We start from the raw sequence: 20577 nt of genomic DNA, 5'->3' as shown, positions 1-20577 counted from the left end.
CTCGAAACTCGCATCATTTTTTACTATACTTTACGCATGGCATACGTAGCAATGGCCCGAAAGTGGCGCCCCCAGTCTTTCTCCGACATGGTCGGACAGGAACATATCGCAAAAACCCTCCAGAACGCAATCGAGGGCGGCCGCCTGCACCATGCCTTCCTTTTTACCGGTACCCGCGGCGTGGGCAAGACCACCAGTGCCAGAATCCTCGCCCGGACCTTGAACTGCAAAGGAGGAGACCCGCTACACCCCTGTGGTCAGTGCGACAGCTGTAAGGATATCGCCAGCGGCAATCCCATGGACGTCTATGAGATAGATGCAGCCTCCAATACCGGCGTTGAGAACATCCGCGATGTTATCGAGCGCGTGCAATACCCCCCGGTTATCGGCAAGTACAAGGTCTTCATCATTGACGAAGTGCATATGCTCTCCACCGGAGCCTTTAACGCCCTGCTCAAAACCCTCGAAGAACCTCCTCCGCATGTAATTTTCATCTTCGCCACCACCGAGGTGAACAAGGTTCCCCAGACCATCCTCAGCCGCGTACAGCGTTTCGACTTCAAACGGCTCACCATGGACCAGATCCGTAGTCGACTCCGCTACATCTGCGAGCAGGAAAACATCAACGCCTCTGATGAGGCCCTGGACATCTTCGCCGAGAAGGCAGACGGTTCCATGCGCGACGGACTCACCTATTTCGACCAGGCCTACGCCTTCACCGGCAGCGACATGACCGCCGAATCGGTGCGCTCTATCCTCGGGATTCCACCGGTGGAGCTGTTCTTCTCCCTTATCCAGGCCATCGAGACCCATGACCTGAAGGGCTGTTTCAAGATGGTGGATGATGCCGTCAAGATTGGCATAGAGTTCACTCCCCTACTAGACGGTTTCGGAAAATTCCTGCGGAACATGATTTACAGCCGCCTGGAAGCCTTCACCGCCGATGAGCTGAACGTGACGGAAGAGCTTTTCAACAAGTTCAAGAGCGCAGGTCAGGGAATCAGCAACGGCGACCTGCTGCGCTTGAGCAAGATGCTCATTGACCTGCAGGCGAACCTGCGTTACAGTACCAACCCGAGACTCGTAGTGGAGACCACGTTTGCCCGGATGGCATGGCTCGACCGACTCACCGACCTCAAGCGAGCGCTGGCCGTCATCAACGACCCCAAATCCGCCGCCGACGAGGCGGTAAAAAAAAAAGTAGCTGAAGTTGCCCAGGCCCTCGAGGCCGAACCAGCCCCCACACCCTATGCCGACCCCTTCGAAAATTACCAGGGCTCCGAAGGCGGTGCTACCTATTCGCGCTACGAGATTGCAGCCGCCTGGCCCTCTATCTGCGCAAGTTTTGCCGATGACGGAGACCTGTACTTCTCGGCTGCTATGGCGGGCACGGTTCTCGAGACCGGCGACATTCACGAAAATCCCTTCCCCATCGCCCTCACCTTCGTTGGCGAAACGACAAAAAATGACTCTTGGAACTTCCAGCAGCTGCAGGAACATCCAGAGTTCATGACCAGGCTGCAAAACCTGCTCGAAGACAAGCTCCAGACCAAGGTTTCTCTTTCGGTGAAGACCCGCGCCTACACGGAAACGGAGCGAATCTTGCGAGAAAATGCCAAAAAAAGCCCCTACGAGCTGGACAAGGACAGGGAACCCGTTTTGAAAGATTTGGAAAAAATGTTCGCTGCAGAATTGGTATATTCTGTAGCGTTGAAAAAGGAAACGGCCAGCATGGCCCAAGACGACCTAGAAGAAGACAACGACAACTAGAAAGGAGTTCATTCCATGGACATGAGTAAAATGCTGAAGGACCTTCAGAAGATGCAGAGCAAGATGCTGAAGGCACAAAGCGACCTGAAAGCCCAGAGTTTCGATGCCGAAGCAGGTGGCGGCATGGTGAAAGTCGCCATGAACGGTCGCGGGGTACTCACCATGATCAAGATCAATCCCGACGCCGTCGACAAGGACGACGTGGAAGCCCTGGAAGACCTAATTATGGCGGCCATCAACGCGGCCGTCAAGAAAAAGGACGACGCCACCCAAGAAAGCATTAGCGGTGTCACCGGCGGCATGAAAATCCCCGGCCTGATGTAGTGCCGGCAGGCTGTGCCTTTTATCCGCTATAAAGGGCATTTCATCCACAAATAAACGGAGCTCCCTATATAAAAGGGGGCTTTTTTGCTAAATTTGGCCCATATTACAAACTGGAGAACGAATGTCAAGGCAATTTGCTATCCTACCTTCCGTGGCTTTCGCGCTTTCGCTGGCATTGCCCGCATGGGCCGGGCAGGCCTATACCCGCGAAGACGCCCTCCGCATTGCCATGGAAAAGTCCACGACCATCAAGACCGCCGAAGAAGAGCTGGTTTCTGCCAACTCCCAGGTGGACGCCGGTTATGGAAACGCCATGCCCTCTATCGACCTGAGCGCAGGCGTCACACGCATTTTCGGGCTGGACGACGTCAAGAACGACCATGCCCTGACCAACGCGGCCACCCAGATGGGCGCACCCGATTATGACCAACAGGTCATGGCTCCCGCGGTAGACGGCCTCATTTACGGCATGAAATCCCAGGGTTACCGCTGGCAATCCAGCGTGGGCCTCACCGCCACACAGATTCTGTACGCCCAGGGCAAGGTAGGTACCGGCATCGAGATTGCCAAGGCCTACAGGCGCTTAAAGGAAGTGAACCTGGAAAACGTGAAGTCCACCGTCAAGTACAACGTGGAAACCGCCTTTGACCAGCTGATCTACCTGGATTCCGCCGTGGCTATCCTGGAAGCGAGCATCGCCCAGACGCAGCAGCATATCGACTACGTGAACGGCGCCGTAGAAAGCGGACTTGCCTCGGAACTGGACCAGATTCGTGCCCAGCTCCAGTTGGACCAGCTCAAGTCCGAGCTGGAAAAGACCAAGAAGAACCAGATTCTCGCCCGTAACGCGCTGCTGAACACCATGGGAATGGACTGGGAGGCCGACGTGCAGTTCAAGGGGGAACTCCGTGACCCGAACTCCAACCTGCCCTACCCAGACACCGCCATGGCCAACGTGAAAAAGCGCCGCAAGGAACTGGTGATGCTCGACCAGTCCGAAGACATGCTCCAGAAGAACATTTCCATCGAAGAGGGCGGCTACAAGCCCACCGTCGTGCTGGTGGGCGGCCTCAAGTACACCAACAACAAAAACGAGATCCAGCAGTGGGACGCCCCCGACTGGGACAAGAACATCAACAAGTACGTGGGCCTGAACCTGACCATGAACCTCTTCAACGGTATGAAAACCAAGGAAGCCGTGGTCCAGGCGAAATCGAAACTGCGCGACACCCAGATCCAGAAAGAAACCGCCGAGCGCGGGTTCCGCATGCAGATCGAATCCTGCGCCAACACCCTGGAAGACGCGGTACGCCAGCTGGAGCTCCAGAAACGCCAGGTAGATCTGGCCACCCGCAACTACGACTTGACCGAGGCCTCCTACAAGGTGGGTAAGTCCACCCAGCTGGACTACCTGGACGCCTCCATGACGCTCCGCACCACAAAGCTCAAGTACATGGAAGCGGTCTTGAATTGGAACAACGCCTACAACGCCCTTTTGCAGGCCACCGGAGAATATCAATAGGACAAAGATTATGAACAGCATCAAAAAGTACATCATCACCCTTTCTGCCCTAACGTTTGTCCTTGTCGGCTGCAAGGGCAAAGACGCCAAGGATAGTGCCACAGTGGCACCTTCCACCATCGAAGAAATCCAGAAGGAAAAGGGCAAGCCCGCCCGCGTGGCAAAAGCCAAGAAATCCTCCCTCAAGGACATCCGCGAATTCAGCGGTACCATCGAGGGCATGCAGCAGGCTAACGCCATCTCCAAGATGGGCGACCCCCTGGCAAAGATCTACGTGCAGGTGGGCTCTACCGTCCAAAAGGACCAGGTGCTGGCCGAATACATCTTTACCGGCGACAACACCCAGTACGAACAGGTGCAGGAACAGGTGGCCCTGCTCGAAAAATCCACCCAACGTCTGCGCGAAGTACACGCCAAGGGCGGTCTTAGCCAGCAGGACCTGGACCAGGCCGAAATGCAGCTGAAGATTGCCAAGATGAACCTGGAAACCGCCCGTCGCGCCACCAAGATTCTGGCACATGCCGCAGGCGTGGTCACTGAACTGAACTACCAGGAAGGTCAGACCCCCGGCGTGGGTTCCACCCTCTGCACCATCGCCAAACTGGACAAGGTCATCTTGAAGCTGAACGTGACCAGCAAGGACATTTCGCAGTTCAAGATGGGTGCCGCCGCTACCGTCGAGGTGGCCGGCAAGAAAATGAAGGGTAAGGTCACCCTAATTCCCCTGGCCGCTAACCCTGTGACCAGGTTCTTCCCCGTAGAAGTGACGTTTGACAACAGCAGCAAGAAGTTGCTCCCCGGCATGTACATAACCGCCGAACTGGAAACCAAGCAGGTGAACGGAGTGGTGGTGCCCGCCGAAGCCGTGGTCTACAAGAACGGCCTCAACATGGTATGGACCGTAGACAAAGATGGCAACGCCCGCCGTAAAATCGTGAAGGTCGGTATCCAGACCAAGGACCAGGTGCAGATTGCCGAAGGCCTCAAGGGTGGCGAGACCGTCATGGTGGAAGGCATGTCCAAGATGAACGACGGCGACAAGGTCAACATCGTCAAATAATTTTACTGGAGATACGCTGAATGATCAAGGCCAGTATTTATAAACCGATTACCATGCTCATGGTCATCTTGACCGTGGTGGTTTTCGGTCTGTACACCTACTCCATGATGGTCGTGGACCTGATGCCGAAATTCGAAGTTCCTGTGGTGACGGCAACCATGGTCTATGCAGGTGCAAACCCCGAAGAAATCGAAACCACTGTCATCAAGCCTGTAGAAGAACAGGTAGAACTGGTGGACGGTATCGACTACGTGCAGTCTATCTGCCTCGAGAACTACGGCATTATCGTTGCCATGTTCAACATGGGCGTCAACGTGGATGTAGCAGCAAACGACGTACGTTCCAAGGTGGAACTGGCATCCGCCAACTTCCCGGATGCCGTAGAAGCCCCCATCATTTCTAAGGTGGACATCAATGGTGCAGCCATCATGGCCATTTCCTTTACGGGCCCGCTGAACTCCACGGAACTCCTCCAGATGGTGGAAGACGAAATCGAACCCCTGTTCACCTCCGTTTCGGGCGTGGCCAGCGTGGATGTTTTCGGTGGTACCACCCGCCAGATTTCTATCGAGCTGGACAAGGACAAGATGAAGGACCGTGGCGTAGACATTTCCACCATCATGGGAATGTACGGTCAGTCCAACCTGAACTACCCAGTGGGCGAAGTTATCGGCAAGCACAAGAACACCTCCGTGCGTACAGCGGGCAAGTTCCAGAACCTGGACGAAATGCGCAACATGGACGTACCTACGGCCAACGGCGTTATCAAGCTTTCCGAAATCGCAAAGGTCAAGGACACGATCGAGACAGTCACTTCTATTTCACGTTTCAACGGTACAAGTTCCGTCACCCTCGATATCAAGAAACGTTCCGACGCTAACGTGGTGGATGTTTCCAAGGGCGTTATCAAGCGCATGAACGCCATCAACAAGAGCCTCCCCGAAGGTTTCGAGCTCCACCTGGTGTACGACAAGTCCGAAGCGGTGAACGAAGCCATCGACAACGTGATCCAGAACGTGATTATCGCCATCTTCTTGACCGCAGGCCTTTTGCTTCTGTTCCTCGGCAAGTTCTCCACAATGTTCATTGCGGCCCTCACCATGCCCACCTCTGTGATTGGCGCCTTTACCCTTATGTACTTTGCGGGTTTCGGCATCAACATGATGTCCCTGATGGCATTATCGTCGTCGGTGGGCTTGTTGGTGACCAACGCTATCGTGGTGCTTGAAAATATCAACGTAAAACTGAACGAGGGCCTGGACCCGAAAGAAGCAGCCTATAAAGGGACCTCTGAAATCATGGTGGCCATCATGGCATCGACACTTACCAACGTGTGCGTGTTCGTGCCTATCGCCTTCATGAAATCCATCGCCGGTATTTTCTTCCGTACCTTCGGCCTTACCATGGTGTTTGCCACAATGGTGTCCCTGCTCGCCACCTTCACCCTGACCCCGCTTTTAGCAGCCTACCTGTTCAAGGGTAAAAAGAAAGACGAAAACGGGAACATCATCGAGGAAAAGCCCTCCATCATTGGGCGCGTTCTCGGTCTGTTCCCCCATGCACTCAATGTCGTCCGCGATATTTACCTGAAGACCCTCTCGTTCTGCCTGTCCATTCCCGGTGTTATTTTCCAGGTGCTGGCACTTGTGGCCATGGTCTTGTTCGTAGGTTACATGGCAGCGACCCACATGACCGTGGAACTGATGCCCAAGCAGGACCAGGGCATGATTAGCATCAAGCTGGAAATGCCCGTGGGTACGAATGTGGAGACCACCGACAGTATTGCCCAGATTATCGAAGAACGCGTAAAGGGCATTCCAGAAATCGTACACTACAGCGTGAACGTAGGCGGTACCAGCAGCAACGGCGGCGCCGTAAACCAGGCCAACATGCGTATCAAGCTCTTGAAGGACTGGGAAGGCCGCACCAGGAGCACCGACCAGATTGTGGACTCCCTGCGCCCCTACCTGGCCGACATCCCCGACGCCTATATCGCCATCAAGTCCACATCCGCCTCCGAAATGAACAACAACAGCGCAGGCGACGTGGTGCTCGAAGTGAACGGTCTCAAGAAGGATTCCGTCATCAAGGCATCGGAACTCATTATGGACCGGGTCAAGGAGACCATTGCCGGCGTTGTGGATGTAAAGACCAGCTACGAAGCGGGTAAGCCCGAAATCCGGCTGATACCTAACAGGCAGGCCCTGGCCGACTACGGCGTGACCCTGCAGTCCCTTGCCACCATGAACTATATCGCCGTAAGCGGTTACGAGGCGGGGCAGTACACCGAAGACGGCGAGGAATACGACGTGTATGTGCGCATGCAGGAGAAAAACCGCAAGAGCCACGCCGATATCGAAGACCTGCCCATGAAAACTCCCAAGGGATTTGTATCTGTCAGTGACTTGTTCAAAGTAGAGGACGGCGCAGGCCCCACCCGCATTGACCGCAAGCGCAAGATGACCCGCGTGGACGTTTCCATGAACCTGTTGCCAGGCCACACCACCGGTGAAGTCATGGGTAACCTGGGCAAGCTAACCGCCAGCATGAAGGACGAACTCCCCGAAGGTGTTTCTTTCAGTTTCGGTGCCCAGGCCGACATGCAGGAAGACATGGTGAACGAATTCAAGACCGCCATCATCATGGCTATTCTCCTCACCTACATCTTGCTGGTTGCCCTGCTGGAAAGCTTTGCACAGCCCTTTATCATCATGACCACCATCCCCATGGGTGCCATTGGCGTGTTCCTCGCCCTCATATTCACCGGCAAGGCACTCTCCATGATTGCCCTCATGGCTATCGTGATGCTTATCGGTGTGGTGGTGAACAACGCTATCCTATTGCTTGACGAAGCCAACAGACTGTTGCGAAGCGGTTCCATGGGGCGTCGCTCTGCCATCATGACGGCGGGCAAGACCAAGTTCCAGCCCATCGCCCTTGCCACCTTCGCCTCTGTGGTGGCCCAGATGCCGCTAGCCCTGGCCTTTGGCGGTAACGTGGCCGCCATGACCCAGCCTATGGGTATCGCATCCGTGGGTGGCCTGATTGTATCTGCCATCCTCACCATGTACCTGGTGCCCACATTCTTCTGGCTACCCAACGCCCTGTTCCACAAGGCTAAGAAAAAAGCCAGCAACCTGAAGGGCAAATTCAACAAGGCGAAAGCGTAACAGCTAGTCAACCTTCTTAAAAAGGCCCGGTCCACGACCGAGCCTTTTTTCATCATAGCCCCCTCGTCATTCCGGACAGGCAATCCCTCGTCATTCCGGGCTCACTTTCCTTCGTCATTCCGGGCCACGACCCGGCGGACAGCACTTGGCAATTTATTGCCTAGTGCGCATGGCCACCTTTAGGTGGGAACCTAGATGGCGGCTCAAGGCCGCCATGACGTACAACCCACACGTCTTTCCGGGCTCCCCCTCCTGCGTCATTCCGGGCTTCCCCTCCTGCGTCATTCCAGCCCCCGAGCCGGAATCTAGATGGCGGGTCGAGCCCGCCATGACGATAGAACGAACCGCCATGACGCAAAAACTGGTTTTTCTGAGTTAGTGTTTTGTATTTTGGCCGGCATGAATTTTACTGACGCCTGGTGCAAAGTACACTTGACCACTCCCCTTCCCTGCCCTGCGGGCAAAAACCCAGCCGCCCTGTACCTGGGCATGGCAAACATCCACGACGAAATGCTGTTGGAGCGCATCCGCTTTATGCACGGCGGGCCCGTTGTCCCCTGCCCCATGACCGAAGCCGAAGTGCTCCGGACCATACGGACGAACTTCGCAAGCGAAGCGGAAGCCCTGCAAGAAAGCAAGGCCAACTCCTGGGAATCGGAGCCGGTCATCAACCTGGTGGATTGCCTTATGGACAAGGCCCTGGAGCAAAACGCCAGCGACATCCACCTGGAACCCACCGAAAAGGAACTGAAGGTGCGCTTCCGCATCGACGGACTTTTGCAATTCCACAGAAGCCTGCCCCCATGGTTAAAGGACCCAGTCCTTGTGCGGCTGAAGCTCCTGGCCCAAGTGGACATCACAGACAAGCGAATTCCCCATGACGGGAGTTTCAAGTTCCAGGGCGTATCGGGAACGGTGCGGGTCCGGCTCAGCACCCTGCCGGTACAGCACGGCGAAACCTGCGTACTGCGGCTTTTACCCGCCAAGGACGAAGGCGGCACCCTCGGCGACCTGGAATTCAGCCCAAAAATCCTTGCAGAACTCCGGCGCATCTTCGCCATGCCTCAGGGGCTGTTCCTGATAACAGGCCCCACCGGCAGCGGCAAGACTACCACGCTGTACGCGGGCCTACGGGAAATCATCCAGAAAAAGATAAACGTCACCACCATCGAAGACCCGGTGGAATACAGCCTTGCCGGGGCAAACCAAGTGCAGGTCAACGAAAAATGCGGGTTTACCTTCGCCGCAGCGCTCCGCTCCATACTCCGGCAAGATCCCGACGTGATTCTGGTAGGCGAAATCCGGGACGAAGAAACCGCCCGTATTGCGCTCCGCGCCGCAGAAACGGGCCACCTGGTGCTTGCGACGTTACACACCAACAGTGCAAAGGGAGCCTTTGCACGACTCCAGGACCTGGGAATTTCCCAAGCATCACTGCAAGATTCCCTGCTGGGGGTAATGGCCCAGAGGCTTTTGCGGAAAAAGACCGGCGGCCGCATCGCCGCACTGGAACTGCTAGGGTCCGACAACGCCTACACCGACGGAACGCTGCAGGAATACGCCAGCAGACTTGTCCAAAACGGCCTTGTCAAAAAAGAGGAATTACTCCGGGTTCTCGGGAGCTGAAGGCTCCGCAGGTGCGGGGCTTTCGACAACCTCTGGCGCAGCAGGAGCGACGGGCGCCGCCACAGGTTCAGCCGCTGTCGCCGCCGGAGCCGCAGCAGGAGGCGGCGCCATCAACTGCCTTAAGGAATCCACCAGCAGGCTGTCCTTCTTGGGGAACATGTTCTGGTAGATGACCGCCCGGCGCTTGGCCATGAACTGGCTTTCCCGCATGTTAGGATGATGCTTGCCGGGGCTTGCCAGCATGGCCGCCAGATTGATGGCCTGGTCCACGCTAAGCTTGCTGCAACTCTTCTTATAATAGGTGGAGCAGGCCGCCTGGCATCCGAAAATATCCTTGCCCCACTGGGCGTAGTTCAGGTACAGTTCCAGAATACGGTCCTTCCCCAACTCGTGTTCCATCAAAAGCGCATAGGCCAGCTCCTTGAACTTCCGCTCCCAAGAGCGTTCCCCGCTCAAGAACAGGTTCTTGGCCAGCTGTTGCGTGATAGTGGACCCACCAAACTTGGTCTTGCCGGACATCTTGTTGGCGTTCAACGCCTCGGCGATGGCGTTCACGTCAAAGCCCGGGTGGAAATAGAAACCGGCGTCTTCGCTGGCAATCACCGCCTTCTGCAAATAGGGGCTGATTGAATCCAGGGGCACATAGGTATGCTTGATTTTCACCGTCGGATTGGAATCCACCAGTGCCTGCATGTAGCGGCTCATCTCGGGCTGGGTATCCTTCAGGGACTCCACGCCGTCGTACAAGTTATATCCGTAAATAAAGGCCTTGTACAGGGCCACGGAGGCCACGATACTGAACACCGCCGAATAGATGATGAGAATCAGGAGAACGCACCTCAACAAGAAGTTGATGAACCCGTAAATTCCCTTGAAAATCTTGAAAACCAGGTTGCCCCTGATTATCTCGATGATGTCCTTAATTTTTTTCATAAATTAACCGCACCAATATATAGCTTTTGTCAGTGCTTCCCGCCAAACCAGTCGTTCACATCTTCGCCTTCCTTTATAGAAGAATCCAGATGTTCCGTGCCCTCCCCCAGCACGATGGTGCGGATTCCCGCATTGCTGAACACCTCTTGCAGGTACTTGGTGGCCTCGCGACCGGCGTTGTCCTTGTCCATGCACAACACCACGTTCTTGTTCTTGAACAGGGGCAGCCACTCCACCTTGAAACTGCGCACGCCGGGTATGCCCACCGCATCGATTTTACGGCCTAAAAAGGTAAGGGTGTCCACCACTCCCTCGCACAGGTAAATCCAGCCCGGTTTCTCGTCCAGGGCCGCCATGTTGTACGGGTAAGGCACCGTGCCCCGCAGGTTCATCTCCTTGGGCACTACGGAACTTTCCAGCGCCCGGGACTGGAAATAAAAAGCCCTGCGCTGGGTGTCCAGGTACGGAAATATCAGCGGGTGCTTGTAAAACTTCAGGTTTCCCTTCTCGTTGAACAGGCCCACGTACTGCAAGACATCCATGCTGTAGGTGTCCTTGAGGGCATTGTTCAGCTGACCGTAGTCCTTGATGGTCCTAAGAAGCATCTTATCCCACACGGGCTTAAAGATGCGACGCCCCATAAGCCAAGCGGCGGCCTGGGTTCCGTCTACCGGCGAAAGCATCTTCAAAAAATTCAAAATGATCTTTTTGCGTTCGTCTTCGCTGACCAATTCCTCTGCCGGTGCCGGTTCCGGCATGGGCATAGGCTCCGTAGCGTAGATTTCCTGGGGAGCCTGTGCGGCACCATTATGATGGGTGCCCACAACAGGCTTGCCTGCCGAGGTGGACTTGCCCGCAGGGGCCAAAAACGGAAAAGTTTCGCGAAGGTAATTCAGGGCCTCCATAAAAGAGCAACCCTTGTACTTTTGCACCAGGGAAATCACGTCGCCCCGCACGTCGTCGCAGACCCAGCAGCGGAAATAGCCCCTCTCCTCGGAAATGGAAACCGACGGAGTCCTGTCGCCATGGGCATGACGGCTCGCAAAGGCACAGCGGCACTTGCCCCGGACAACATCTATGCCCAGGGAACGGGCCACCGCCGTAATGGACAGGGAGGACTTGAACTGTTTCAGCTCTTCGTCGGTCATCTAGGGGAATTATAGTAAATCCTATATTTAGGCCATGGTTATCCTAGAAAACGAGCCGATGAGCGTGCACACCTCCTTCAAGGTGGGCGGCCCTGCGCGGTATTTTGCCAAGGTGAGCTCCATAGAAAGCCTGAAAAACGCGCTTTCATTTGCTCGGGAAAAGAATCTCCCACATTTTATTTTGGGTAACGGGACCAACCTGTTGGTCTCGGACAAGGGCTACGACGGCGTGGTCATCTCCCTCGCCGGAGATTTTTCGGAAATCGTGGACCTTGGGAACGGCAAGTTCAAGGTAGGTGCGGCAACACCCCTAGGCAGGTTTGCAAGGCACACCCTCAAGCAGGGCTACGCCGGTATACACAAACTGGCCGGAATCCCCGGGACCTTGGGCGGGGCGGCGTACATGAACGCAGGCGCCTACGGCCAAGAAATCGGACAAGCCTGCACCGGCGTGACGGTCCTTGATGCTGTCGGAAACATCCGTGAGCTGTCCGCTGACGAATGCGGTTTCGGCTACAGACGGAGTATTTTCAATGACGGCAACAATGGCGCCGGGGATGACAATGGAAAAATCATTCTCGCGGCTACGTTCCAGTTGCAAAGCGCAAGTTCGCAGGGATTGACCGCCGCCGACCTGGAAGCGGAACTGGCCGAGTGCATGGCCAAACGCAAGGCCACGCAACCCCTGAACATGCCCAACGCAGGCTCCACCTTCAAGCGGCTTGACAAGGGAGCGGCCGAAACGCCCACGCAAATCGCCCCCGGCTACTACATCGAACAGGCGGGGCTCAAGGGCTATCGCATAGGTAGCGCCGAAGTGAGCACGCTACACGCCAATTTCATCGTGAATGCAGGCGGCGCAACCGCCCAAGACATCAAGAGCCTCAGCGAGTACGTACAAAATAAAGTTTCCGAAAAATTCAGGATTGAACTGAAACGGGAGATTATTCTGCTGGGAGAATTCTAGAAGTTATGAGTTATGAGTTGTGAGGTGTGAGTTCTTATAGTCGCGCCTTTGGCGCCAAATTATATACTGATAACCGACAACTCATTACTAATCTCACACCTCTCACTTCACATTTTTTTGTCCACCGGGTCAAAGCGGTTCAATATCCGCGTGATGATGGCATAGACGATTCCGCCGAACAGGCCGCCTGTCAAGTCCGCCACTAGGTCAAAAGCGCTACAGTCCCGACCTTCTACAAAGCTCTGGTGGTATTCGTCGGTACAGCCGTAGGCCAAGGCGAGAACACCTACAATCAAGACCCGCAACCACTGCCGCCTAGACCACTCGTTTCGCGTCCAGATCATGGCGTAACAGCCCGCGAGGGTGGCGTATTCCAGAAAGTGGGCCAGTTTGTCCCAAATCTGTGGAAAATCTTCCAGCTGTTCGTTGGTCAAGGACGACAGCTTGAAGACAATCGCCATGCAGAGGATGCATGGTACAGCGCGAAAGAACGGGTATTTCTGGAACAGGGACTCGAACATTTTTATTCCTTAGGGGACAACGCACCTTCCGACAAGGCCCACCAGCTTCAGCCGGAGCTTTTCCCTGTCCAGGGAAATCTCTTCTAGCAGGGACTTTACCGTGTAATTCTTTTTGATATGCTTGTAGGCGCACTTACAGCGGGACTTGTTTCCGCCACGGACCACCAGGAGGCATTCCTCCTCGATGGACTTTTCCATCTCGGGAGTAAATTCCGGAGGGAGGCATGGCGAAAGGAGCCGCATGCCCAGAGGGCCGAAATCCTTGATTTCGCCGTTAGCATCCATGGATTTCATCAAGAGGTAGAGCAGGGTATCGTTCCTGACCAGATGATTGAACGCGCAGACACAGGTTTCTTTTGACTGTTTCGTTCCCAGCAGGCTATCCGCTTCGGCAGTGCACCTTTCCATAAAGGTAGGACCAAAACTTTCGTCGTTCAGGAGCATCTGGATAAGCATCCGCTCGGTAGAGGATATGGAAACGTTCCCGGAACTACCCTGGGGCGGAGCGGCAAAAACGCTTACCGCAAGGCTCAAAAAAAACAAAACGGGAACGGCAAATCTCATGAATTACCCTAAAATGGTACCGATAAATGGCAAATTTAGATATTTCGCACAAATTTTTCAAAAAAAATGATAAATCCGCCAATTTTTTTCTTAGATTACAAAGAGGTATACTTAATCGAGGAGAATCACCATGAAAAAAAGTCTCTACGCCGGCATTTCCGTCGTTTCCACTGCCCTCCTGATGAGTCTCGTTGCCTGCGGCGACGACAGCTCCAGCGGCTCTGACAGCAAAACCGCCACACCCGACTTCGAAGTCCAGACCTTCGACGAACTGGGTACTTGCACAAAGACCGCTGAAGGCAACGTCGGATTCGTGAAGGACGACCAGACCGCCAACACCTGCAAGTCCGGAGAATGGATGAAAGCCGATGAAAAGGACTCCAGCAAGGACAACGACTCGAAGGATTCCGACGACGATGGTGGCAAGACTCAGTCCGACGACGGTGGCAAGACTTCTGCCGATGACGATGGTGATTCTTCCGGCGACGATTCCGGAGCCAAGGTTTACTGCGACATCAATGACGGTCTTTGGATTGTTGAAAAAGAAGGCGATGACTATCGTCAGTTCTACGAATGGACCGAAGACGGAGATTCTATCAACATCTACAGGATGAGGGTTGCGTCCGACTATAAGAGTGCAGATTTGTGCAAACAATACGCAAGTGGCGGTATCTGCGAAGGAGGAAAGCATTGGCAAAAATTCGCAACAAATACCGTTGTGATTGATGATAAGACTCTCAAGGACATTAAGGCTGAATGCACCGACGAAAAAGATTTGGAAATCAAGGCTAACGCAAGCGAACCGGAATCATCGGGTTCGGAAGCTAAAGAAAATAAGTGTGATTTCGAAAAGACGGACGACACTTGGGTGGTCGAAGGGAACATCGCAGGAATGATGGATGAAAAGATAACCTATACCTGGTCAGGTTCAACGCTTACCATCGTTACAGAAACAAGAACCAATATGTTCATGGAAAGCGCATGCCAAGAAAGTGCAGCAGAAGAAGAGAATGCAAAATGCGAAGGATCCATTCTTGTAACCTCCGAAGAAGAAACAGAAGATGACGCAGACAGAGACGAATGGTTCGAAACAGCCAAAAGTAGCAGCTTCTGCGGATAAATCCGTAATTAAATGAGAATCATCCAGCGTGTCCGTGAATGCGGGCACGCTTTGTTCGTTTTAGGCAGCCAACCCCCTCCCCTTTTCCTATATTTGGACACACTATGAGCTTAAAATTTGAAACCCCCATTACCGAAGTTCCGCTGTTCCACCAGGGCAAAGTACGCGACATGTACGACCTGGGCGACAGCTTCCTGATGGTCGCCAGCGACCGTCTTTCCGCTTTTGACGTGGTGCTCCCCACCCCGATCCCTGGTAAGGGCAAAATCCTGAACCAGCTTTCGCTGTTCTGGTTCCAGCACCTCGGCATGAAGAACCACCTCATCACCGCCGACGTGAACGAATACCCGGCCGTGCTCAAGAAGCACGCCGACTACCTCCGCGGCCGTTCCATGATCGTGAAAAAGGCCCACCGCCACTCCGTGGAATGCATCGTCCGCGGCTACATCGTGGGTTCTGGCTGGAAGGACTACCAGAAGACGGGCAAGATCTGCGGTCATGTTCTCCCGGAAGGCCTGCAGCTTTGCCAGAAGCTGGAAAAGCCGCTCTACACGCCGAGCACCAAGCCCGACGTTGGCCACGATGAAAACATCAGTTTCGAACAGACTTTCGACATCGTGGGCGAAAAGGTGGCAACCACACTCCGCGACATGTCTTTGGACATCTACACGAAGGCCCGCGATTACGCTGCAAGCAAGGGCATCATCCTCGCCGACACCAAGTTCGAATTCGGTGAAATCGATGGCGAAACCATCCTCATCGACGAAGTGCTCACGCCGGACTCCAGCCGCTACTGGCCGGCCGACAAGTATCAGGTGGGCAAGAACCAGGAAAGCTTCGACAAGCAGTACGTTCGCGACTGGCTCGAAACTCTCGACTGGGGCAAGACCTACCCGGGTCCGGAAATCCCTGCCGACGTGGTGAAGAACACGCTTGCCAAGTACGAAGAAATCTTCGTGCGCCTCACCGGCAAGCAGCCCGAACTGTAACAAACCGAGCCGCAAGCCATGCGCATTTCCACCAAGGGGCGGTACGCCTTGAGAGTCATGATAGACCTTGCCTCCCGCAAGGAGGGGGAATTCGTGAAACTCCAGGACCTTTCTACCCACCAGCAGATTTCCGAAAAGTACCTGGAAGGGATTCTCGGGACACTTGTCCGCGGGAATTTCCTGGAGGGTGCCCGCGGAAAAACTGGCGGATACAGGCTCAAATGCGACCCCAAGAAATGTAGCGTCTGGGATATACTCTCCCAGACGGAAACCTCTGTTGCACCCGTGGCTTGCCTTGACGACAAGAAGAACGCCTGCAAACGGGCCGCCATTTGCGTCACGCTCCCCGTGTGGACGGAACTGGACCGGGTCATCCGCGATTACCTGGGAAGCGTCAGGCTGGACCAGCTGGCAAAAAAGACCCAAAAAGTCCGCGGCACTTCGGGTATCGGAAAAGACTGGAACTGTGAACTTTAAGCAGGCTCCACTGTTTTCACTACGAGCAGTGGGCGCTTGCAATTCAAAGGAATCAAAATGAAATCAGTACCTATTACGCTGCTCACCGGTTACCTCGGAGCCGGAAAAACCACCCTTCTCAACTACATTCTCAACAACCAGCAGGGCTACCACGTGGCCGTTATCGTAAACGATATCGGCGAGGTGAACATTGACCAGACCCTCATCGAGAAAGGCGGAAACATCACCAAGGAAGATTCCGGAAAGGTAGTTCCCCTCAGCAACGGTTGCATCTGCTGCTCCCTGAAGGCTGATTTGCTGGAACAGATTGCCGAAATCCTGGAGATGGGCAAGTTCGACTACATACTGATTGAAGCCAGCGGCATCTGCGAGCCGGTACCTATCGCCCAGACCATCTGCATGGCCGGAAGCCAGCTGCAGGGCAAGAACGGCCAGCGTCTGGCCTGCCACCTGGACAACATCGCCGCCGTGGTGGACGCGCTCCGCCTGGCCGACGAGTTCGGCGGTGGCGAAAAGCTCCTGGACAAGGACCTGGAAGAAGAAGACATCGCAAACCTCTTAATCCAGCAGATCGAATTCTGCAATACGGTTATCCTGAACAAGGTGGACATGCTTTCCAAGGGCGACCTGGAACACGTGAAGGCCGTGGTGAAGGCCTTGCAGCCCACCGCCAAGATGATCGAGACCAACTTCGGCAAGGTGGACATGAAAGAAGTCCTGGACACCAAGCTGTTCGATTTCGAGAAGGTGGCGGAGTCCAGCCGTTGGGCCATCGAGCTTAACAAGACGGACAACGACATGGATGATGATGACCATGACGAGCATGAACATCATCATCACGATCACGATGATGACCACGATCATGACGAGCACGAGCATCACCACCATCACGATCACGATGACCACGATGAAGAAGATCACAGCCACTGCGACCACGAGCACGGGGTCTGCCACTGCGGTCATCACCACGACAAGGACCACCCGCACGGCGACGAATACGGCATCAGCACCTTTGTGTATGAGCGCCGCCCGCCTGTGAATCGCAAAAAGTTCGAAGAATTCCTGGACGACTATCCCAGCTGTATCATCCGTACCAAGGGACTCATGTGGTTCAGCGACGAACCGACAGAGAGCTACCTGTTCGAACAGGCGGGCAAGCAGGCTTCCGCCCAGAATTTCGGGCGCTGGTTCGCCGCCGAAAGCAAGGCCGTGCAAGACCAGCTACTGCGCGAAAACCCGCAGCTCAAGAACATCTGGGACGAAAAATACGGCGACCGCACCAACCGCCTGGTCTTTATCGGCCAGCACATGGACAAGAAAAAGATTATCGCCGCTATGGACAACTGCCTGGAAAAAGAATAGCCTAGACTTGGCTATAGGTCCACTTCACGTGGCCTTCCAGGAATTCGTGAGCATCAAAGACCAGACCAAAATGGTCTTTGATTTTTTGTACCTCGAAACGCATGGGATTGTCGTCCCAGCCTAGGTCCTTTTCTACAATCTTGGACTTGCAGCCGGGCTTTTGCGCCATCATCAGTTCCGCGATTTCTTTCCAGCTAATCCACACGTCTCCAAGCCCCAGGTAGATTTCCTCGTTCTTGTCGGATTCCAGCAGGTTCATGTAGAGCATGGCCTGCTGGCTTGCGTGGATAAACTGGGTACCGTCGTTCTTGACGATATGAATGTCCCTGTCTTCCTTGACGGCACGGGCCATTTCAAAGAAACGGCGGTCCGGCTGGGAACATCCGTCGGGGAACGCGGGATTACCGAAGGTGTAGCCCGGACGAATGATGTTGCGCTTCATGGAAACTTCGGGGAACTGTTCTCCGTAACCCCTGCGGAAGCCTAGCACGTAGGCCTCCCCCGCCGCCTTGGTGGCGCCGTACAGGTCCAGAGGCAGGTTGCTGGTCACTTCGCGCATAGAGGGCCGCATCACGCCCATGGCTGCCGTACTGGAGGTATAGATAAACTTCTTGCAGCCCGCCTTGGCGGCGTTTTCCAGCAAGAAAACGGTAGCGCGAGTGTCGTTCATCAGCATGGTGCTGGGGGTCTCGCCCCAGCCAAGAGCGATATGGATACAGGCGTCACACCCTTCCAGCCCCTTGGCCAGCTTGTCAAAGTCGGTCAGGGAGGCTTCTACGAAACTCACACTGGCCTGAGAACGCAGGCTTGGCACCTTGTTAGGATGCCTTGTAGCGATAACCACCTCGTGACCTTTCTCCAAAAGGGCACGAACTACATAGTGACCGATAAATCCTGTTCCGCCAGTGACGAATACTCGCATAATAACCTCTTTAGTTTCCGTTCCTAAAAATAAAGTCTTTAGAATTTCCAGGCAAGGGCCCTTTCAAAATTTACAGGTAAAAACCGATGAGTCCCGCCGTGCAGAGGCAAATCAGCACCACCGCAGGCAAAATAGGCTTCCGCATGGACTTTGCCCCCAGCACGCACACAAGACCGCCCTTGGTAAGGGTGTTGGCAAGGCTTGCAAGCAGCATAGCAAGCACCAGTTCTTGCACTGGTAAGCTCGACTTCATGCTCATGTCCAACAGGGAGAATGCCACCGCATCCATCTCGGCGGCACCGCCCAGAAAACTGCAGGCCAAAAGGGCTCCCGAACCCAGATAGACCCGGGCCGCATTGGCCACAAACATGACCGCCGTAAACACGATACCGAACTTGATGGCCGGGAGCAGATTGAAAGGATTGTTGAAGGTCGAGTTCTTCGCCTTGTGGTCCATGCCGTCCTTGACTTTCAGGTAAAAAGCGTAAAGCAACGCGGGCACCGCAGGCAACAGGAGCGGAAGTGCCAAGGGTTTTGCAAGCTCTGGCACCAGCACAATGCAAATCAGGTACAGGCGCACATACATCACCGCCCAGCTGAGCACGATTCCCAGCGCAAAGTTTCCGGAGTAGTCTTCGTTTTCGCGGCTGCGGCCTGCAAGGTTCAGCGTCAAGGCGGTACTGCTGGCCAGGCCTCCTAAAAGTCCCGTAAGCCAGATGCCCTTGCCGGGCCCCACCAGCTTAATCAAAATATAGCCCACAAAGCCGATACCGCAGATAAAGACCACAAAGAGCCAGATGGTGTGGGGATTCAGGACCTCAAGCCCGGCAGGTCCGTAGGCCTGGTTCGGCAAGAAGGGCAGAACCATCAGGGAAATGACGGCAAACTTCACCGTGGCGATAATGTCTTCGGTAGAAATCCGGCTGGCGAACTCGTGGAGCTGCCGTTTCAACGTCAAGAGCCACACGATGACAATCATCAAAATGCAAGATTCCAGCAGGCGGTTGTACCAGCACAACGCTCCCAAGAAATACACCACAATCAGGGCAAAACTGGTGGTCAGGCCGTCTTCTTCCTTGTTCACGAAACCGTGGGCCACATGGCTTGCCACCAGAAGGAGGCCCACCACCACAAAGCCAGTGATGAAGGGGGCCACGGAACTCATGAGTTCCGAAAGGAACGATGCCAAAGCGCCACAGAGGCTTATGATGGAGAAGGTACGGACCCCTGCGGGGTGGCGGCTTGCGCTTTCGGAGTAGGATTTCTCCCGCTGCATGCCGATGATAAAGCCGATGCCCAATGCCGCGGCCAGCTTGTAGAATTCGTTGAATTCAATCATAGGGCACCTCCCTTAAAAATCAGTCCCGCTCCCACACCTGGAAAGCCGTCGGAAAATCGTTTTTTTCGTCGGCAGGGAACGCCTCTTCGCTGACCATACGCCAGCCTTCACCCCATTCCGGGAAAAACACGTCCCCTTGAACCTGGGAAAGCACCTTGGTCAGGTAAAGCTTTTTCACCCTGGGCATGGCTTCGCGATAGACGGCAGCACCGCCGATGATAAAGCATTCCGTCTCGCCTGCAGCCTCCGCCTGTTCCAGAGCGTTTTCCAGCGAAGGACACACAATGCAGCCGGGAGCCTCGAAAGAAGCATTTCTGGTCAGTACGTAGTTGGTTCGGTTCGGCAAGGGCCGCCCGATATCGTCGTAGTTCTTGCGGCCAAGGATAATGGAATGGCCCGTAGTGATGGCCTTGAAACGCTTGAGGTCGGCAGACAGGTGCCACGGCAGGTGACCGTCACGACCGATGACGTTATTTTCAGAAACAGCAACTATTGCGGAGATGAGCATAATGTGGGATGTGGGATGTGGGATGTGGGATGTGGGATGTGGGATGTGGGATGTGAGATGTGAGATGTGGGATGTGAGATGTGAAACTATTCATTACACATTACACACTTCACACTACACACTATTTTAAACGGCAATCGGTGCTTTAATGGTGGGCCACGGGTCGTAATCCGTGAGTTCAAAGTCCTCGAACTTGAATTCAAAAAGGTCCTTCACATCGGGGTTCATCTTCATGGTGGGGAGCTTGCGGGGCGT

Annotated in this window: 19 protein-coding genes; 11 read left to right on the top strand and 8 right to left on the bottom strand. The window is 54.7% G+C overall.

Annotated elements, in window-relative coordinates; genetic code table 11:
* Positions 1–36: 36 nt before the first annotated feature.
* From dnaX to IKB43_04395, 6 genes are all read left to right on the top strand, one after another.
* Entirely contained in the window at positions 37–1770 is a 1734-nt protein-coding gene (dnaX, locus tag IKB43_04420) for a DNA polymerase III subunit gamma/tau (GenBank protein MBR2469384.1), read from the top strand.
* Positions 1771–1785: 15 nt separating this feature from the next.
* Positions 1786–2094 carry a YbaB/EbfC family nucleoid-associated protein gene (locus IKB43_04415; GenBank protein MBR2469383.1) on the top strand — a complete coding sequence of 103 codons (309 nt, stop codon included), beginning with the start codon at positions 1786–1788 and terminating at the stop codon, positions 2092–2094.
* 121 nt (positions 2095–2215) lie between these two features.
* Complete coding sequence (locus IKB43_04410) at positions 2216–3616, top strand: TolC family protein (GenBank protein MBR2469382.1); 1401 nt, start codon at positions 2216–2218, stop codon at positions 3614–3616.
* 10 nt (positions 3617–3626) lie between these two features.
* Complete coding sequence (locus tag IKB43_04405) at positions 3627–4676, top strand: efflux RND transporter periplasmic adaptor subunit (protein ID MBR2469381.1); 1050 nt, start codon at positions 3627–3629, stop codon at positions 4674–4676.
* A gap of 20 nt (positions 4677–4696) precedes the next feature.
* Positions 4697–7846 carry an efflux RND transporter permease subunit gene (locus IKB43_04400; protein MBR2469380.1) on the top strand — a complete coding sequence of 1050 codons (3150 nt, stop codon included), beginning with the start codon at positions 4697–4699 and terminating at the stop codon, positions 7844–7846.
* Between the two features lie 399 nt (positions 7847–8245).
* Entirely contained in the window at positions 8246–9472 is a 1227-nt protein-coding gene (locus tag IKB43_04395) for a type II/IV secretion system protein (protein ID MBR2469379.1), read from the top strand.
* On the opposite strand, the gene mtgA is transcribed toward IKB43_04395, so the two are convergent.
* Both mtgA and IKB43_04385 read right to left on the bottom strand, forming a co-directional pair.
* Entirely contained in the window at positions 9449–10405 is a 957-nt protein-coding gene (gene mtgA, locus IKB43_04390) for a monofunctional biosynthetic peptidoglycan transglycosylase (protein ID MBR2469378.1), read from the bottom strand. The two genes, IKB43_04395 and mtgA, sit on opposite strands and share 24 nt — an antisense overlap.
* A gap of 29 nt (positions 10406–10434) precedes the next feature.
* The gene (locus IKB43_04385; protein MBR2469377.1) at positions 10435–11553 is read right to left on the bottom strand and encodes a toprim domain-containing protein; all 1119 of its coding nucleotides are present in this window, start codon (positions 11551–11553) and stop codon (positions 10435–10437) included.
* 34 nt (positions 11554–11587) lie between these two features.
* Between IKB43_04385 and murB the strand changes: the two genes are divergently transcribed.
* On the top strand, positions 11588–12520 hold the full coding sequence (gene murB, locus IKB43_04380; protein MBR2469376.1) for a UDP-N-acetylmuramate dehydrogenase: 933 nt from the start codon (positions 11588–11590) through the stop codon (positions 12518–12520).
* A 107-nt stretch (positions 12521–12627) separates the two neighbouring features.
* Here murB and IKB43_04375 read toward each other — a convergent pair whose 3' ends face one another.
* Complete coding sequence (locus IKB43_04375; protein ID MBR2469375.1) at positions 12628–13041, bottom strand: VanZ family protein; 414 nt, start codon at positions 13039–13041, stop codon at positions 12628–12630.
* Positions 13042–13050: 9 nt separating this feature from the next.
* Positions 13051–13605, bottom strand: coding sequence for a hypothetical protein (locus IKB43_04370; GenBank protein ID MBR2469374.1), 555 nt, complete (start codon positions 13603–13605; stop codon positions 13051–13053).
* 130 nt (positions 13606–13735) lie between these two features.
* On the opposite strand from IKB43_04370, the gene IKB43_04365 reads away from it, so the two are divergent.
* From IKB43_04365 to IKB43_04350, 4 genes are all read left to right on the top strand, one after another.
* Positions 13736–14725: a hypothetical protein gene (locus tag IKB43_04365; protein ID MBR2469373.1), complete on the top strand. Its 990-nt coding sequence runs from the start codon at positions 13736–13738 to the stop codon at positions 14723–14725.
* A 104-nt stretch (positions 14726–14829) separates the two neighbouring features.
* Entirely contained in the window at positions 14830–15714 is an 885-nt protein-coding gene (locus IKB43_04360) for a phosphoribosylaminoimidazolesuccinocarboxamide synthase (GenBank protein ID MBR2469372.1), read from the top strand.
* Positions 15715–15732: 18 nt separating this feature from the next.
* Positions 15733–16191, top strand: a complete 459-nt coding sequence (locus IKB43_04355) for an Rrf2 family transcriptional regulator (GenBank protein MBR2469371.1) — start codon at positions 15733–15735, stop codon at positions 16189–16191.
* A 57-nt stretch (positions 16192–16248) separates the two neighbouring features.
* Entirely contained in the window at positions 16249–17553 is a 1305-nt protein-coding gene (locus IKB43_04350) for a GTP-binding protein (protein ID MBR2469370.1), read from the top strand.
* 1 nt (position 17554) lies between these two features.
* On the opposite strand, the gene IKB43_04345 is transcribed toward IKB43_04350, so the two are convergent.
* The 4 genes from IKB43_04345 to IKB43_04330 form a co-directional block, all read right to left on the bottom strand.
* Positions 17555–18475: an NAD(P)-dependent oxidoreductase gene (locus tag IKB43_04345; GenBank protein ID MBR2469369.1), complete on the bottom strand. Its 921-nt coding sequence runs from the start codon at positions 18473–18475 to the stop codon at positions 17555–17557.
* A 70-nt stretch (positions 18476–18545) separates the two neighbouring features.
* Positions 18546–19814, bottom strand: coding sequence for an MgtC/SapB family protein (locus IKB43_04340; protein MBR2469368.1), 1269 nt, complete (start codon positions 19812–19814; stop codon positions 18546–18548).
* 19 nt (positions 19815–19833) lie between these two features.
* Positions 19834–20322, bottom strand: a complete 489-nt coding sequence (locus IKB43_04335; protein MBR2469367.1) for a dihydrofolate reductase — start codon at positions 20320–20322, stop codon at positions 19834–19836.
* Between the two features lie 126 nt (positions 20323–20448).
* Positions 20449–20577: thymidylate synthase (locus IKB43_04330; protein MBR2469366.1), on the bottom strand; the 129-nt coding region annotated here is incomplete at its 5' end.

Origin of the sequence: Fibrobacter sp. (genome assembly GCA_017503015.1) — a bacterium.
Lineage (GTDB): Bacteria > Fibrobacterota > Fibrobacteria > Fibrobacterales > Fibrobacteraceae > Fibrobacter.
The sequence above is the reverse complement of the archived record's forward strand: the minus strand, read 5'-3'. Positions and strand labels throughout refer to the sequence as shown.